At 34.8% G+C, this 15,246-nt stretch carries 16 protein-coding genes; 7 read left to right on the top strand and 9 right to left on the bottom strand.

Going from position 1 to position 15,246, the window contains the following annotated elements:
* Positions 1-182: 182 nt before the first annotated feature.
* On the top strand, positions 183-584 hold the full coding sequence (locus ABZP37_RS17495; RefSeq protein WP_366184598.1) for a thioesterase family protein: 402 nt from the start codon (positions 183-185) through the stop codon (positions 582-584).
* A 23-nt stretch (positions 585-607) separates the two neighbouring features.
* On the opposite strand, the gene ABZP37_RS17490 is transcribed toward ABZP37_RS17495, so the two are convergent.
* Genes ABZP37_RS17490 through ribD form a run of 3 tightly spaced genes read right to left on the bottom strand, consistent with a single transcriptional unit; the run spans position 608 to position 2,888 of the window.
* Positions 608-1,240: a YigZ family protein gene (locus tag ABZP37_RS17490; RefSeq protein ID WP_366184596.1), complete on the bottom strand. Its 633-nt coding sequence runs from the start codon at positions 1,238-1,240 to the stop codon at positions 608-610.
* Positions 1,241-1,246: 6 nt separating this feature from the next.
* Positions 1,247-1,849: an HAD family phosphatase gene (locus ABZP37_RS17485; RefSeq protein WP_366184594.1), complete on the bottom strand. Its 603-nt coding sequence runs from the start codon at positions 1,847-1,849 to the stop codon at positions 1,247-1,249.
* Complete coding sequence (gene ribD / locus ABZP37_RS17480; RefSeq protein ID WP_366184592.1) at positions 1,842-2,888, bottom strand: bifunctional diaminohydroxyphosphoribosylaminopyrimidine deaminase/5-amino-6-(5-phosphoribosylamino)uracil reductase RibD; 1,047 nt, start codon at positions 2,886-2,888, stop codon at positions 1,842-1,844. Before ribD ends, ABZP37_RS17485 begins: the two co-directional genes overlap by 8 nt.
* A gap of 109 nt (positions 2,889-2,997) precedes the next feature.
* On the opposite strand from ribD, the gene prmC reads away from it, so the two are divergent.
* The gene (gene prmC, locus ABZP37_RS17475) at positions 2,998-3,879 is read left to right on the top strand and encodes a peptide chain release factor N(5)-glutamine methyltransferase (protein ID WP_366184590.1); all 882 of its coding nucleotides are present in this window, start codon (positions 2,998-3,000) and stop codon (positions 3,877-3,879) included.
* A gap of 169 nt (positions 3,880-4,048) precedes the next feature.
* Here prmC and ABZP37_RS17470 read toward each other — a convergent pair whose 3' ends face one another.
* The 6 genes from ABZP37_RS17470 to ABZP37_RS17445 form a co-directional block, all read right to left on the bottom strand.
* Positions 4,049-5,290 (bottom strand): ABC transporter permease, encoded by a 1,242-nt coding sequence (locus ABZP37_RS17470; protein WP_366184588.1) that lies wholly within the window; start codon positions 5,288-5,290, stop codon positions 4,049-4,051.
* A 367-nt stretch (positions 5,291-5,657) separates the two neighbouring features.
* Positions 5,658-5,918 carry a hypothetical protein gene (locus ABZP37_RS17465; RefSeq protein WP_366184587.1) on the bottom strand — a complete coding sequence of 87 codons (261 nt, stop codon included), beginning with the start codon at positions 5,916-5,918 and terminating at the stop codon, positions 5,658-5,660.
* A 190-nt stretch (positions 5,919-6,108) separates the two neighbouring features.
* Entirely contained in the window at positions 6,109-6,243 is a 135-nt protein-coding gene (locus ABZP37_RS17460) for a hypothetical protein (protein ID WP_366184585.1), read from the bottom strand.
* A gap of 159 nt (positions 6,244-6,402) precedes the next feature.
* Positions 6,403-7,332 (bottom strand): putative phage abortive infection protein, encoded by a 930-nt coding sequence (locus ABZP37_RS17455; protein ID WP_366184583.1) that lies wholly within the window; start codon positions 7,330-7,332, stop codon positions 6,403-6,405.
* Positions 7,333-7,675: 343 nt separating this feature from the next.
* Positions 7,676-8,017: a HepT-like ribonuclease domain-containing protein gene (locus ABZP37_RS17450; protein WP_366184582.1), complete on the bottom strand. Its 342-nt coding sequence runs from the start codon at positions 8,015-8,017 to the stop codon at positions 7,676-7,678.
* Positions 8,010-8,618 carry a nucleotidyltransferase domain-containing protein gene (locus ABZP37_RS17445; RefSeq protein WP_366184580.1) on the bottom strand — a complete coding sequence of 203 codons (609 nt, stop codon included), beginning with the start codon at positions 8,616-8,618 and terminating at the stop codon, positions 8,010-8,012. The genes ABZP37_RS17450 and ABZP37_RS17445 overlap by 8 nt, the downstream gene beginning before the upstream one ends.
* 321 nt (positions 8,619-8,939) lie before the next feature.
* On the opposite strand from ABZP37_RS17445, the gene hisS reads away from it, so the two are divergent.
* The 5 genes from hisS (at position 8,940) to ABZP37_RS17420 (ending at position 15,131) form a co-directional block, all read left to right on the top strand.
* On the top strand, positions 8,940-10,310 hold the full coding sequence (gene hisS / locus ABZP37_RS17440; RefSeq protein WP_366184578.1) for a histidine--tRNA ligase: 1,371 nt from the start codon (positions 8,940-8,942) through the stop codon (positions 10,308-10,310).
* Between the two features lie 492 nt (positions 10,311-10,802).
* Positions 10,803-11,378: a nucleotide exchange factor GrpE gene (locus ABZP37_RS17435; RefSeq protein WP_366184576.1), complete on the top strand. Its 576-nt coding sequence runs from the start codon at positions 10,803-10,805 to the stop codon at positions 11,376-11,378.
* Between the two features lie 46 nt (positions 11,379-11,424).
* Entirely contained in the window at positions 11,425-12,543 is a 1,119-nt protein-coding gene (dnaJ, locus tag ABZP37_RS17430) for a molecular chaperone DnaJ (protein WP_366184575.1), read from the top strand.
* A gap of 266 nt (positions 12,544-12,809) precedes the next feature.
* On the top strand, positions 12,810-13,730 hold the full coding sequence (locus tag ABZP37_RS17425; protein WP_366184573.1) for an ABC transporter ATP-binding protein: 921 nt from the start codon (positions 12,810-12,812) through the stop codon (positions 13,728-13,730).
* Positions 13,731-13,808: 78 nt separating this feature from the next.
* Positions 13,809-15,131, top strand: a complete 1,323-nt coding sequence (locus ABZP37_RS17420) for an ABC transporter permease (protein WP_366184571.1) — start codon at positions 13,809-13,811, stop codon at positions 15,129-15,131.
* Positions 15,132-15,246: the final 115 nt, after the last annotated feature.

Genomic DNA, 15,246 nt, shown 5'->3' with positions numbered 1-15,246 from the left:
ATTTTAATTTTATTCTTGTATTTTTATAGGAAAATAAATGTTATATTTTGCTTCCTTTTGGGTTAACAAATATGTGAACAATTTTCTATAAAAAAAAATTATTGGGGGTTGAATTTGTAGAAATATTGTTGTAAGTGAGTTGAGAAAACAAATAAAGTAATGTTAAATAAACAATTGAATTAATGAAAGAATATGAGATTAAGGTAAGAGTAAGGTATTCTGAAACCGACCAAATGGGTGTGGTGTATCATGGAAATTATGCACAGTATTTTGAGATGGGACGCGTGGAATGGTTAAGAAACATGGGGGTTTCTTATAAATGGATGGAAGAGAACGGAGTAATGCTTCCTGTAGTTTCATTGAGCATGAATTATAAAAAGCCTGCTAGGTACGATGATTTGTTAACTGTTAAAACAATTTTGAAAAGTCAAAGCTCAGTCAAGATAGAATTTGATTATGAGATCTATAACGAGAAATTGGAGTTGTTAACAATTGCGAACTCAATTTTGGTATTTGTAGACATGAAAACGGGTCGTCCGAGAACTCCTCCAGACTATGTGAAAGAGCGCTTATTAGCGATATGAAAATTTTAAGATAGTAAAATAGGTTATTCTATTTTTTGGATGTTAATTTCATAGGAAGAATTAAAAATGTCGAAAATCATATCGGCATTTTTTTTTCTAATTTTAATCTCTATTTTACCAATTGGTAATTCCGATTCTGCATTTATTTCCATTTCTTGAGTAACAATTCCTATTTTTTTTTCTTTGATGATTCGCATGGCTTTGTTCATGTTTTGGTAATCAAAAGAAACTAAAAAATGGATGTCAATTGTTTTCTCAATAATTTCGCAAGAGTTAATGGTAATTTGCGCGGTTGTTTTGTAAGCGGATATCAATCCGCCAACTCCCAATTTAATTCCGCCAAAAAACCGAACTACTACAATAAGAATGTTTGTAAGATCAAAAGATTGAATTTGTCCATAAATAGGAGCTCCTGCGGTGTTATTAGGTTCTCCGTCATCATTGGCTCTGTATTGTGTGGTTTCTGTGCCTATTTGGTAGGCATAGCAAATATGTCGTGCATTAGGATGAACTTTACGTAAGCTTTCAATTATGGGTTTTACTTCTTCTTCAGTAACTAAAGGGAAGGCATAACCGTAAAATTTGCTGCTTTTTTCTTTAAACAGTATTGGTTCAGATGGAAAAGCGATTGTTTTATATGTGTCTTTGGTCTCCAAAAAAAATTAAAGTATTTTCTTTTCAAATAATTCGACAACATCTTCTTCGCCCACTTGAAGGTTCCAAACGTGTAATCCTATAGTTTTAGCTGCGTCAGTGTTTTCTTTTTTGTCATCAACAAACAAAGTTTTTTCAGCTTCTAGACTATGATTATTTAACACGTGTTCATAAATATCCACATTAGGTTTGCGCATACCAATTTCATATGAAAAGTAAACATGTTCAAAACAGCGATAAAAATCAGAATAAAAAGTTTCTCCAGCTCTTTTTTGAAACCGTTCGATATGGATAGCATCAGTATTGCTTAAAAGGAACAAACGGTACTTTTGCGAAAGCATTTGTAGAAATTCTAGACGATACAAAGGGAAATCGAGTAAAATAGCATTCCACGTTTTTTGAATTTCCTCCACAGAAGCATTCGGGCAATGTTTTTGAATTCCAGTTAAAAAATCATCTTTAGAGATTTTTCCCATTTCAAATTGATGGTTCAAATGGTCTAAATCATCGTTCCAGTCGGATAGACCTAATTTTTTTAATCCTTCAAAAGTAGCGGGTTTGTCTAGGTTGATGAAAATATCACCAAAATCAAAAATTATGGACTCAATCATGGTTTTTATATGTTTTAAGTTCGTCTTGACCAATGTTTTTTCGATCAAGTAGTGTATGTTTATTTAATCTAGGTGCAGTTATGCCTTTTGTAAATGTACTTTGACCTTTGAAAACCAAAGCTTCGTCCCAAAGATTATTATCAATAAAAGATTGAATTGTTTGTCGTCCTCCTTCAATAATTACCGACTGGATTTGATTGCGATACAAAACGGCAATGATTTGTGTTGTTATTTCTTTTTCGAAATCAATCCTCTCAAAGATACAATTTTCTGTGTTTTGTTTGGTGTCCGAATCGCAAATTACAATAGTTTTAATACTATTATCTAATAAATTATGATCATTTGGAATTCTGTTTTTACGGTCCAAAACTATTCGAATCGGGTTATTGCCTTTCCAATCCCTAGCATCTAGTTTTGGGTTATCATCAATAGCGGTTTGTGTTCCTACTAGAATTGCTTGTTCTTCCGTTCGCCATTTATGTACTAATTGTCTAGAACGGTTGGAGGTAATCCAGACCGGTTTTTGTTCATCACGTTCCAGTGGAGCTATAAAACCGTCTTGAGTTTCTGCCCACTTTAATATAATGTAAGGGCGCTTTTTTTGATGAAAAGTAAAAAAACGTTTGTTGAGTTCGTTGCATTCTGTTTCTAGAACACCAACGGTTACGTTAATTCCGGCTTCAATTAATCGTTTAATTCCTGATCCTGCAACTTGTGAATTGGGGTCTACAGTACCAATCACGACATTCGGAATTTTATTGGCAATAATCAAATCACAACAAGGCGGTGTTTTTCCGAAATGGCTACATGGTTCCAAACTGACATAAATTGTTGCTTGCGAGAGTAACGATTTGTCTTTTACAGAAGCCACAGCATTGACTTCGGCATGACCTTCGCCAGCTTTTTTGTGCCAACCTTCGCCAATGATTTGGTTATTGCAAACGATGACACTTCCTACCATTGGATTTGGATAAGTAGTACCCAATCCGTTTTGGGCGAGGTCAATGCAACGCTGTATGTATTTTTCATTGGTGTTCATATAGCAAAAATACTATTTTGGTTTTTAGTTTTAAAGATAAAAATGGAATTTGCGTAGAACTATTGTTACTTTTGTGATGCCTTTCAATACCAATTTCAGATTCAAAACCATGAACATTAGACAATACCGTGACCAATTCATTCAAAAATTAAGTCCGCTTTATGGAGAAGACGAAGCAGAGAGCTTTTTCTATTTGATTTTAGAAAATAAAAGGCAATTGAAACGTGTAGATTTGGCCTTAAATCCTGATTTGGTATTTTCTGAAAATGAAATAGTAATTTGGGACGAATTATCAAAGCAATTGGAACTCGAAATTCCAGTTCAATATCTTTTAGGAAGTACTAGTTTTTTTGGACTAGAGTTTTTAGTAAATGAAAATGTGTTGATTCCAAGACCAGAGACTGAAGAGTTGGTAGAATGGATTGTTCAAAGTCAAGAGTCAAAAATCAAAGGTCAAGAAATAATAATCAAAAGTCAAACTTCAAGAATCAAGATTTTGGATATAGGTACGGGTTCGGGTTGCATTGCGATTTCATTGGCCAACAATATTCCGAACGCTGCCGTTTTTGCGATTGATGTATCTCCAGAAGCTTTGGAAACGGCCAAAAAGAATGCCGAGAACAATCAAGTATCGGTTACTTTTTTAGAAAAAAACATATTAGAAACATTCGATTTAGAACAAGAATTTGACATCATTGTTTCCAATCCCCCTTATGTTCGAAATTTAGAAAAAGAAGAAATCAAAAAGAATGTTTTGGAGTACGAGCCACATTTGGCATTATTCGTAGCCGATGATAATGCCCTAGTTTTTTATCGAAAAATAGCCGAATTAGCTAAAAAAAATCTAGCTCCAAACGGACAATTATTTTTCGAAATCAATCAATACCTCGGGCCAGAAATGATTGAATTGCTAAAAGAATTAGATTTCAAGAACATCGAATTAAAAAAAGATATTTATGGGAATGACCGAATGATTTATGGTAATATTTAGGTAGACATAAACCCAATTTTTGTTTTCTTGATGGGGACTCTCTAAGTGACTCTATACTCTAACGTTCCGACTATTACACACAAAAGCTTATATGCTCTTAAATTTCTTATATGGTTTAAGAACTTTGTGAACTTCGTTTTTTCTTAGTGTACTTGGTGGTTAAACGCAGCTATTCATACCGCAATGCCTCAATAGGATCCAACGTAGCCGCCTTAATTGCAGGATACAACCCAGAAATAATAGCCACAATAAAACTCGTCATAAAAGCCGCAAAAATCGCCAACCACGGAATAACAAAATCGAATTTCATGGCCGTTGCGATTCCGAAGCCAATTAAGATTCCGAGGATGATTCCGATGATTCCGCCGAGCTGACCAATGAGTAAAGTTTCAATAAAAAACTGAATCGCCACAGTTGATTTTTTAGCACCCAACGCTTTTCGTACCCCAATTTCTCGAGTGCGTTCCGTTACCGAAACAATCATAATATTCATCAAAGCAATCGAAGAACCTAGAATGGTAATCACCCCAATTCCCCAAGAAGCCATTCCTAAGTATTTTGTAATCCCGAGAATTTTATTGATCAAATCATCTGAGCGCACCACGCCAAAATTATTTTCCTTCACGGGACTCAATTTTCGAATGTTACGCATCGTACTGATAGCGTGATCAATCGCTTGGTCTAGTAATTGGCTGTTTTGCGTCAAAATGCTCACGGTATAATTAATATTGGGAGCCGTAAATAACGACCGCGCCAACTGAATCGGAATCAAAACCCGTAAATCTTGGTTGTTGCCAAAGGTCGCTCCCTTTTCTTTCAAGACTCCCACAACTTTAAATCGTGCACCCCGAATAGAAATGGTTTTCCCAATCGGATTCACATCTTTCAATAAGCCTTTCTCAAAATCCGAACCTACAATACAGGAATACGTATTATTGCTAATGTCGAAATTGGTAAAATTACGTCCCGAACTCGTTTCCAATCCAGAGTTTACCAAGAAAAATTCATCGACACCCATAATCGTAATTTCGGGATCAGTTTTCTCGGTTTCAAATTTCACTTCGGCCGTATTGGTTGCTCTAAAAGACAAGGAGGTTTCCGTAAGCGGAAAATGGAATTTATTCTTAAAAGCAACCGCTTCAGGATACGAAATCACGGGATTGATGATTTTTCGAGTTTCCCCACGGCGTTTTCGTAGGTCGTTTTCATATTGTTTTACCGAAAAAGTATTGGCACCCATCGACGAAAAGTCAGTTGCAATTGTGTTTTCCAATGCCGAAACCACGGTCAAAATCCCCACCAAAGCCGTAATTCCGATGGCGATAATAATCACCGTCAAAATCGTTCTCAAAATTTGCGTTCGTATAGAACCTACCGCAATCCGTATATTTTCTCTAAACAAATGAAACATGTTGACTAATTTGCTACTAAATTACACTTTTTGATATAATATTAGGGTTGTCTTTTTTATTTGTAGCCAATCCAGCTATTCGTTCCAATGATTTCTCAAAACGCTTTATTTTCTATTGCCCCAAAGGAGCTTCTTCCAGTCGCTCTTTGGGTCAAGAAAATAATAGTGTTTTTTCGGGCATCATTTCCACTTCTATCTGGGCTAGATAGAAAGGGACGTTTTATTTTGGAATTTATAAATAGTAAAAAAAGCACAACTAGAGCTGTGCTTTATGGATTGTAAATTTTAGTGTTTTTGATCAAATACTACACAATTGGAATCTTGTTTTCAAACAGTTTCGGGTGATACTAAAGAGTGGTGTTAATATTTATTTTGTCATAAAACCAACTATAGCATGTACTGAGGCAACGATTGCTAAGAACTGTATTAAGCCAACAATATATATAGTTGTAGATATTTTAGCCTCTACTTCGTATAAGTCTTTTTTGCTTACAAAATAATCTTTCTGTGAGTCAAATTTTGCATCAATAGTTTGCTCTATCCTAGAAACAAACTCACGTGCTTTGGATTTGTCTTTTATAAACTCTTGGATTATTTCGAATAATTTTAAAATAATTTGAGATATCATAACCTAGTTGTTTTATATAAAATTACAATTTTTTTTAATTGGTCACTACTACACTTTTATTTTATGTGTTTCGGTTATATTTATTTGAAAATTGCAAATGTGTCTCAGTATAAAAATATGTTTTTAATTACAGAAGGTTGTAGTATTGGGATTAATTTATTCTACGTTAAAATTAATTTTAGCGTTTGTTTTATTTCTTTTGAGATTTTTTTATGGTTTGATCAATCAAATCGGTTTTTAATTCGTTTTCAAAATTATCTCTGTTTGCTGTTCCTTTTTTACCAACGAATTTATCTGTTACTTCATCTAAACTATGTGTTTTCATCCTCTTATTTTTTTTATTAAAATGTTGTTGCGGGCACGGAAAAAATTTCCGCGCTATCGGTTACGATAGGATTTGTGCATATCATAGCGATCGGGTCGGTGGTGTGAGAGATACAGTCCGTCCCATTTGGGGCGCACACGTCTACTCGATTAGCAGCCGTTAAAATGCCGTTGCTTGATAAAATTGTTTGTGGTCAATATTTATCAAATCATCGGGATTCAGGTTTTGTAACAAGTGAAAATCTTCAACTAACGGTTTGAATTTTTGATTCCCTAAAGATGATAAGCAATTATAAAACAACATAAACAATTCATCGTTTGACATTTGAGCTCGAAGCAAACTTGAATATATTAGTTTATTTGGTTCATTTGAATTATTTATAAACTTAAAAATATGATATAAATTTCTAAAATAATGACCAAGTTGAGATTGATTTTGTTGGAAGAATTCCCAATAACTTTCTTCCAACTTTTCGGTAGTAGGTTTTTCTGGAGATTTTGACTCATGCTCGTGAAATTTTTCTATAAATGATTTTCTGAACTCTCCGAAACAATCTTTACCATGAATTGTAATTGATGTTTTTTCATCGCGATCTTCACTTCTTGTAAAAAGCTTTTCTAATCCTGGATATTTTGGAACTCTTTTTGAGAGATTTATCGAGTTGACTATTAGATGATGTAAATTAACTAAATTGAAAAATGTTGATTCAAATTGTTGTTTTCTAAATGTATCATTTTGAATTTTGAAAACTTCTCTTGTTTCAGCTAATTCTTCACGTTGTAGCTCAAATTCAATTATTTGTTGTTCTAAAGCTTTAGTTTGAGCTTTTAATGCTTCTCGATTTGTTGTAAAATCTTTCCTTTGCTCGGTTAACGCAACATAAAATAAAATTACGCCGACAAGTGCCCATATCGGGCCAACAAAGCCGCCTATAAAGTCAGCTAATCCAGATAATCTTTCTAATTGAATATCCTGATCTGTTGCAAAATTCCAATTATTGAAGGAGAATATTATTATAGCAAGAAAAAATATAATAATTCCTGAAATTAAAATTCGAACACTAAATTTTTCGGTGAGTATTTTTTGCATGATGTTTTTTATTAATGGCTGCTAACTTCTATATAGGTACAAAAAACCTTTGTATACCAACCCATTTTAGGGTAGATTGGAGTAGGTTTGTTTTGCCTTATTTTCTTTTTCAAATATATAAAAGAAAACTTATAAATAACTAAAAGTTTTTTCGACAAGATATAAACAAATACCAAATCTGATCCAACTCGTCTTCGCCCCAAGTAGGAGCGGTAGCCAAGACTGAAAAAGGCTATTTTTTACGTGATTTACAGAGCGAGTTCCTGCTAGTTAGTTTTTTTTACTTGTAAATGTGATTGCTGAAGGGAGAGTTATAGTCTATAATTAAACTGACATTGTTACTTTATTTTTCGTTAAGTAATTTCTCGACTTCGATTTGTAAAACGGGTAAGTTTTTAATAACAATTCCCCAAATTACAGCATCGGAAACAGAGTCATAACCGTGGATTATTCTGTTTCTTACGTCAACAATTTTCCGTGAGTTAGAAATTTCAATTTTAGGATCTTGCTTTAATATTCTGCTCATTGCTTCTCCAATAATTTCTATATTACGTTCAACTGCTCGTTTGGTTCTTAAATCATTTTGATAAATTTCAAACATTTTGGGAGTTTCGACATAATAACTTTCGATTTCATTTATGGAGCTTAAAATATCATAAAGCCAAGTCTTTAAATCGTTATCCATAAATAAGTTTTTTATTTTTATTCAAGGTCTTTATGAAATATGGATTTCGCAGTGCTTTTTCCTCTAGTAGGTCAACATTTCTTTTGAAAATGTCTTCTAAAGAAAATTTTAAATTGTAATAATTGTCACCATAATCAAGAACATCGATCGGTTGGAAATCAACAACTAAATCAACATCACTTTCTGAATTGAATTTGTCTGTAAGTACTGAACCAAAAGCATACAGAGATTTAACTTTATGTATTTTACATAAGTTTATTATCTCTTTGCTATAATTCTGTATCAAATTCATGGTGTAAATATCTAACTTCAAAAATACGCAAAATATATTACATTTTTTTATGTTCTGTTTTGCTAAGGTGTTTGTAGCTTTTTGTTGCCGCAGGATTTTAAATTGCTTTCTATTTTTAGTATTTAATTGGAATATATAAACATCTTTATATATCCAACTCGCCAACGCCCCAGGTAGTAGCGGTAGCCCCGACTGAAAAATGCTATTTTTTACGGGAGTTACAGAGCGACCAGAGGAAGCCCCTGTAACGACCTTGTAAAAAAAGCATTTTGAAAGAGGGCTATAGCGAATAACTGGAATAGGCGCCAAAAAAACAAATGAATACGCTGTCTAATCCTAATATATTTTTTCCAAGATTTTAAGTTAAATGCACTTCCATTCCTATTAAATGTTCTTCAATTTCTTATTATGGTTTAAAGAAAATCTATGTTTCCTCTGTGAGTGAAACGCCTCTTTTTAGGTTCAATCAAAATTCTATGATTCTATGTGTTTCAAAAAAACCTCCAAATTTAATTTCCCTTTTTATAAACAGATTTCTATTAAAAATAAGATATTTGTACCCAATTAGAATTTCGGCTTTTTTTACAGTTATAAAAACCGTTTTCAATTTTATAAAAGTAAACTATTATAATGGCATCAAAACCAAGTATTCCTAAAGGAACCAGAGATTTTTCACCTGCTGAGGTGGCAAAAAGACAATACATCATACAAACTATAAAAACCAATTTTGAGAAATTTGGTTTTCAACCGATTGAAACGCCTTCATTCGAAAATTCGGAAACCCTGATGGGGAAATACGGAGAGGAAGGCGACCGCTTGATCTTCAAAATCCTGAATTCGGGAGATTATTTGGCTAAGGCCAATGCGGGACATTTAGAGGCAAAAGACAGTACGAAATTAACGGCAAGTATTTCTGAGAAAGCCTTGCGTTATGACTTGACTGTGCCTTTTGCTCGTTATGTGGTGCAACACCAAAACGAAATTGAATTCCCTTTTAAACGATACCAAATTCAGCCTGTTTGGCGTGCAGATCGTCCGCAAAAAGGGCGTTTTAGAGAGTTTTTTCAATGTGATGCCGATGTGGTGGGGTCTAAATCGCTTTGGCAAGAAGTGGAATTGGTGCAATTGTACGACGCTGTTTTTACCGATTTGGGATTGACGGGTGCAACCGTGAAAATCAACAATCGTAAAATATTATCTGGTATCGCTGAGGTAATCGGCGCTTCGGATAAATTAATTGATTTTACCGTAGCCTTGGATAAGTTGGACAAAATAGGCGAGGACGGCGTAAAGAAAGAAATGATTGAAAAAGGAATTTCTGAAGACGCAATCACCAAAGTGCAACCTTTGTTTAATTTCACAGGAACAATTACCGAAAAATTAGAGCAATTAGCACAATTATTAGCCGACTCGCAAGAAGGAATGAAAGGTGTTGAAGAGTTGCGTTTTATTTGTGAAAACGTGATTCAGTTAGGGTTGTCTACTGCTGAATTGGACTTAGACGTAACCTTGGCTCGTGGACTGAATTATTATACAGGTGCTATTTTTGAAGTAGCAGCACCCAAAGGAGTAGCCATGGGATCGATAGGTGGCGGTGGTCGTTACGATGATTTAACTGGAATCTTTGGATTGAAAAACATGAGCGGTGTCGGAATTTCATTTGGACTAGACCGCATCTATTTGGTGGTGGAAGAATTGAATTTGTTTCCGCAAACGGTAACGGTTTCGACCAAAGCTTTGTTTATTAATTATGGCGAAAAAGAAGCTTTTTATGCGATGAATGCGATCAAGCAATTGAGAGCTGCAGGAATAAAAGTGGAATTGTATCCAGATAACGCAAAAGTTGGGAAGCAATTTCAACATGCCGATAAACGTTTTATTCCTTATGCCGTAATCGCAGGCGAGGAAGAAATGAACCAAGGGAAATACGCTTTGAAAAATTTGGCAACAGGAGAACAGAATTTGTTAGATTTAGAAGAATTGAAAGCCGCACTTAGATAGTACGCTGATAAAACGGATTCGCTATCGCGAAAACGCTGATTAAAACGGATTTTTTTGTTATGCAAACTTGTACAGAGTGTACAAGTTTTAGAGAAATTAGTGTAATTGATTTTTTAGACGAACAAAATTTGTGCAATTAGTGTCTGAAAAAATCGGTGCAATTGCTTCGCCTGTTGGCTTTCGCTCGTATCCAAAAAAATAAAATCAGAAATTATAACGCATAAAAAAAGCTTTGTTTTAGAAAACAAAGCTTTTTTTTGATATAAGGTATAGTGAATTAATAATGTATGTAAATAACCTTAGATTCCTTTTTAAATAGAATATATCACAAACATAAATAAAACAATTGATATAATTCTTAAAATTGTATTAAAATTTAAATTAATAATGAAAAAATAACAGTCAATTTTGTGTTTTTCAAAAATGCAACTGACAATTTGACGTTTAGAACGTTTTGGCAGTACTTTTGCTTTCCAAAAGAAAGTTCAAAATATGTTTAAGAATATTTTTAAAAATAAAGGTAATATGACTACTGAAAATACAGAAATCGATCAAAAAGTAGAGGAAGTAACATTGGATAACAATGCGACAGAAGAGCAAGTTCTTGCGGAAGAATTAAGTGTTGAAGAACAATTAACCAAAGACTTAGCAAATGAAAAAGATAAATTTTTGAGATTATTTGCTGAATTTGAAAATTACAAAAGAAGAACTACTAAAGAGCGTATTGAATTATTCAAAACAGCCAATCAAGATGTTGTAACGTCTTTGTTGCCAGTTTTAGATGATTTTGACAGAGCTATTATAGAAATTGCAAAATCAGAAAATGAAGCAGTTTCTAAAGGAGTTGAGTTAATTCACGAAAAATTAAAAAACACTTTGAACGGTAAAGGTTTAGAGATAGTTGAGGTAAATGCAGGAGATGCTTTCAACGCTGACTTTGCTGAAGCGATTACACAAATACCAGCACCATCTGACGATATGAAAGGTAAAATTGTGGATGTTCTTGAAAAAGGATACAAATTAGGAGATAAAATTATTCGTTTTCCTAAAGTTGTAATTGGGCAATAATTAGGCGTAAGACGCACTGCTGTAATTTTCAACATAAAAGAGTACAATGAAAAAAGATTTTTACGAAATATTAGGTATTACTAAAGGTGCAGATGCTGCAGCTATTAAGAAAGCCTACCGAAAAAAAGCCATTGAGTTTCATCCTGATAAAAATCCAGGAGACAAAACGGCAGAAGAAAAGTTCAAAGAAGCAGCTGAAGCTTACGAAGTATTAAGCGATCCTGCCAAAAAAGGTAAATACGATCAATACGGTCATCAAGCTTTTGACGGTTCAGGTGGTTTTGGTGGTGGCGGTGGTCATGGCGGCATGAACATGGACGATATCTTTAGTCAGTTTGGCGATATCTTTGGTGGTGGTTTTGGCGGATTTGGTGGTGGCGGTTCTCGTGGCCCACAAAGAGTCAAAGGAAGCAACCTTCGTATCAAAGTCAAATTGACATTGGAAGAAATTGCCAATGGTGTAGAGAAAAAAGTAAAAGTAAAACGCAAGGTGCAAGCGCCAGGTGTAAGCTATAAGACTTGTTCTACATGTAACGGTCAAGGGCAGGTAATGCGTGTGACCAATACTATTTTGGGACGTATGCAATCAGCAACTACTTGTCCTACTTGTGGAGGAGCTGGTCAGCAATTGGACAAAAAACCTGCTGAAGCTGATGGTCAAGGAATGATTTTGGAAGACGAAACCGTTTCTATCAAAATCCCTGCTGGTGTTGTGGACGGAATGCAGTTGAAAGTTTCTGGAAAAGGAAATGATGCGCCAGGAAATAGCGTACCAGGAGATTTGATTGTTGCCATTGAAGAATTAGAACATGAATTCTTGAAACGTGAAGGAGAGAATTTACATTATGATTTATACATCAGTTTTCCAGAAGCAGTTTTGGGAGTTTCTAAAGATATTGAAGCAGTAAACGGAAAAGTACGTATCAAACTTGAAGATGGAATCCAATCGGGTAAAATCTTGCGTTTGAAAGGAAAAGGAATTCCAAATATCAACGGTTACGGAAACGGAGATTTATTGGTGCATGTAAATGTTTGGACTCCAAAAGAGTTGAGCAAAGACCAAAGACAATTTTTCGAGAAAAACTTAACAGACGATAACTTTATTCCGAATCCTGAGAAATCAGACAAATCGTTTTTCGAAAAAGTAAAAGATATGTTCTCTTAGGAAAAAGTGAGATGATTATTTTTACCAATGTAGCAACTAAAAATTAAACACGAATCGCACGAATTAACACTAATTCAACTGTTTTATGATTGATTTCACTAAGAAATAAATTTCACGAAATGTTTTGTGAAAATTAGTGAAATTAGTGTTTGTTTTTTTTAAATACAAAACCCATCCTTTTTTCTGTAAAGAGGATGGGTTTTTTGATGCTAAAACAAAGGAATTCGCTTTGATTTCTTTACTTTTACACAAATTCAAATTTTAGAATGAGTAACTTACTTGAAGTCAACAAAGTTGTCAAGCAATACGGGGATTATACCGCTTTGAACGCCGTTTCGTTAAGTATTCCTAAAGGAAGTATTTACGGGCTTTTAGGGCCAAATGGAGCAGGGAAAACTTCCTTAATCCGAATCATCAATCAAATCACTTTGCCAGATAGTGGTGAGATTTTATTAGATGGCGAAAAACTACAACCCAAACACATTCAGCATATCGGTTATTTGCCCGAAGAGCGTGGTTTGTACCAAAGCATGAAAGTGGGTGAGCAGTGTTTGTATTTGGCACAGATGAAAGGTTTATCAAAAAGCGAAGCCAAAAAGCAATTGGATTACTGGTTTGACCGACTCGAAATTCAAGGTTGGTGGAATAAGAAAATCCAAGAATTATCGAAAGGAATGGCGCAAAAAATTCAGTTTGTTGTTTGTGTTTTACACCAACCCAAATTGTTGATTCTCGACGAACCTTTTTCAGGATTTGACCCTGTAAATGCCAATGTCATCAAAGATGAAATTTTAGCTCTAAAAGAGCAAGGAACTACAATATTGTTTTCGACTCATCGCATGGAAAGTGTTGAAGAATTATGCGACGATATCGCTTTGATTCACAAATCCAATAAATTAATAGAAGGAAAACTAAACGATGTCAAACGACAATTTCGCACCAACAGTTACGAAGTAGGAATTTTAAGTTCTGATGTCGAAGGTTTGATGTTTGCCGTCACCCAAAAATTCACGGTCAATCCAGCCCATTTTAAATCATTGAATAACGAGTTGAAATTGGAAATTCATATTGGTAACGCAACGCCAAATGAGTTGTTGAATATTTTAGTTCAAAAAGGACAAGTCACCCATTTTGTAGAAAAAATCCCGTCTGTCAATGATATATTTATTCAAACAGTAAGTGGTTAAAAAGATTAGCGGTTATCTATAGAAAATCAATCCCGAACCGTCGGGACGTTAATCAACAATCAAAAATCGTTAATCGATATGAGCATCATTTCATTAATTATAAAAAGAGAATTTATATCCAAAGTTCGCAATAGGTCATTTATTGTGATGACTTTTTTGAGTCCGTTGCTGTTTGTGGCCATCACGGTTTTTATCAGCTACCTGAGCTCGATGAAAGCAGATACGAAGCGCATCGCCATTCACGACCCATCGGGTATTTTTGTCAAAGAATTGGTGGCACAAAACCAAAAGGAAGCAGAATATAAATACGTCGATTTATCCCCAATCGATGTGCAGTTTCTCAAGGACAGCATCGCCAATCAGAGTTATGAAGGATTACTTCTAATCCCAAGTGAAGCAGATCCAACGGCTTTAGAAAATAAAATTCAACTTATTGCCAATACCAGTCCCAGCATTTCATTTATCGAAAATGTTCAAGATGTAATCGGCAAGAAAATAACGCAACTCAACCTCGAGAAAGCACATTTGGATACTTTAGCGATTCATAAAGCACAATCCAAAGTTGTTCTGAACCTTGCCAAAACATCTGGTGAAGAAACGCTAAAAGGGCTGAATGAAATCAAGGTTTTCATCGGAGGTGCTTTTGGTTATTTGGTCATGATGTTCATCATCATGTACGGAAACATGGTCATGCGTTCGGTTATCGAAGAAAAAACCAATCGCATCATCGAAATCATCATTTCCTCGGTAAAACCCTTTCAGTTAATGATTGGTAAAATCGTTGGAACCTCATTGGCTGGAATTCTACAATTCACTATTTGGACCATTTTAGGGCTTTCGATTATGACTTTTGCCTCTTACTTTTTTGGAGTCAATGTTGGACCTACCGCACGTATTTCGCCCGAAATTATGGAACACGCCCAAAGTGAAATGGCAGGTACCATCCAAATGTACATCAAAGAATTGTGGAACTTACCCATCGCATCAATTTTGCTAGGATTCATCGTTTATTTCATAGGAGGCTACTTTTTATACAGTTCGTTTTACGCCGCCATCGGAGCCGCAGTCGACAATCAAACCGACTCACAACAGTTTTTGTTACCTATCATAATGCCGCTTATTTTGAGCGTTTACATCGGGTTTTTCAGCGTAGTCAACGACCCACACGGCACGATAGCGGTCGTGTTTTCGATGATTCCGTTAACATCTCCAATCGTAATGCTCATGCGAATTCCGTTTGGCGTACCTTTGTGGCAAATTGCGATTTCGGTTACCATTTTATTTACGACCTTTTTGGGAGTAGTTTGGTTCGCCGCCAAGATTTACCGAGTAGGAATCTTAATGTACGGCAAAAAACCATCATGGAAAGAATTGTACCGCTGGTTGAAGTATGCGGGTTAAGCGTTTATTTGTTTAATCGCTTAATCGAATAAACAAATAAACGCTTAAAGAAGAATTAGGAGCGAATGGCTTGGTTTTTGTCAGTAAATATTGTTCCTGCTTTCACCTTTATCTC

It is taken from the genome of Flavobacterium ovatum (genome assembly GCF_040703125.1).
Taxonomy (GTDB): domain Bacteria; phylum Bacteroidota; class Bacteroidia; order Flavobacteriales; family Flavobacteriaceae; genus Flavobacterium; species Flavobacterium ovatum.
The sequence above is the reverse complement of the archived record's forward strand: the minus strand, read 5'-3'. Positions and strand labels throughout refer to the sequence as shown.

Excerpts from the sequence above, each read along its gene's own strand:
- ABZP37_RS17455 (WP_366184583.1), bottom strand. The coding sequence starts at position 7,332 with ATGCAAAAAATACTCACCGAAAAATTTAGTGTTCGAATTTTAATTTCA.
- ABZP37_RS17485 (WP_366184594.1), bottom strand. The coding sequence starts at position 1,849 with ATGATTGAGTCCATAATTTTTGATTTTGGTGATATTTTCATCAACCTA.
- ABZP37_RS17450 (WP_366184582.1), bottom strand. The coding sequence starts at position 8,017 with ATGGATAACGATTTAAAGACTTGGCTTTATGATATTTTAAGCTCCATA.
- ABZP37_RS17435 (WP_366184576.1), top strand. The coding sequence starts at position 10,803 with ATGTTTAAGAATATTTTTAAAAATAAAGGTAATATGACTACTGAAAAT.
- ABZP37_RS17465 (WP_366184587.1), bottom strand. The coding sequence starts at position 5,918 with ATGATATCTCAAATTATTTTAAAATTATTCGAAATAATCCAAGAGTTT.
- ABZP37_RS17425 (WP_366184573.1), top strand. The coding sequence starts at position 12,810 with ATGAGTAACTTACTTGAAGTCAACAAAGTTGTCAAGCAATACGGGGAT.
- ABZP37_RS17495 (WP_366184598.1), top strand. The coding sequence starts at position 183 with ATGAAAGAATATGAGATTAAGGTAAGAGTAAGGTATTCTGAAACCGAC.
- ABZP37_RS17460 (WP_366184585.1), bottom strand. The coding sequence starts at position 6,243 with ATGAAAACACATAGTTTAGATGAAGTAACAGATAAATTCGTTGGTAAA.
- prmC (WP_366184590.1), top strand. The coding sequence starts at position 2,998 with ATGAACATTAGACAATACCGTGACCAATTCATTCAAAAATTAAGTCCG.
- ABZP37_RS17420 (WP_366184571.1), top strand. The coding sequence starts at position 13,809 with ATGAGCATCATTTCATTAATTATAAAAAGAGAATTTATATCCAAAGTT.
- dnaJ (WP_366184575.1), top strand. The coding sequence starts at position 11,425 with ATGAAAAAAGATTTTTACGAAATATTAGGTATTACTAAAGGTGCAGAT.
- ribD (WP_366184592.1), bottom strand. The coding sequence starts at position 2,888 with ATGAACACCAATGAAAAATACATACAGCGTTGCATTGACCTCGCCCAA.
- hisS (WP_366184578.1), top strand. The coding sequence starts at position 8,940 with ATGGCATCAAAACCAAGTATTCCTAAAGGAACCAGAGATTTTTCACCT.
- ABZP37_RS17470 (WP_366184588.1), bottom strand. The coding sequence starts at position 5,290 with ATGTTTCATTTGTTTAGAGAAAATATACGGATTGCGGTAGGTTCTATA.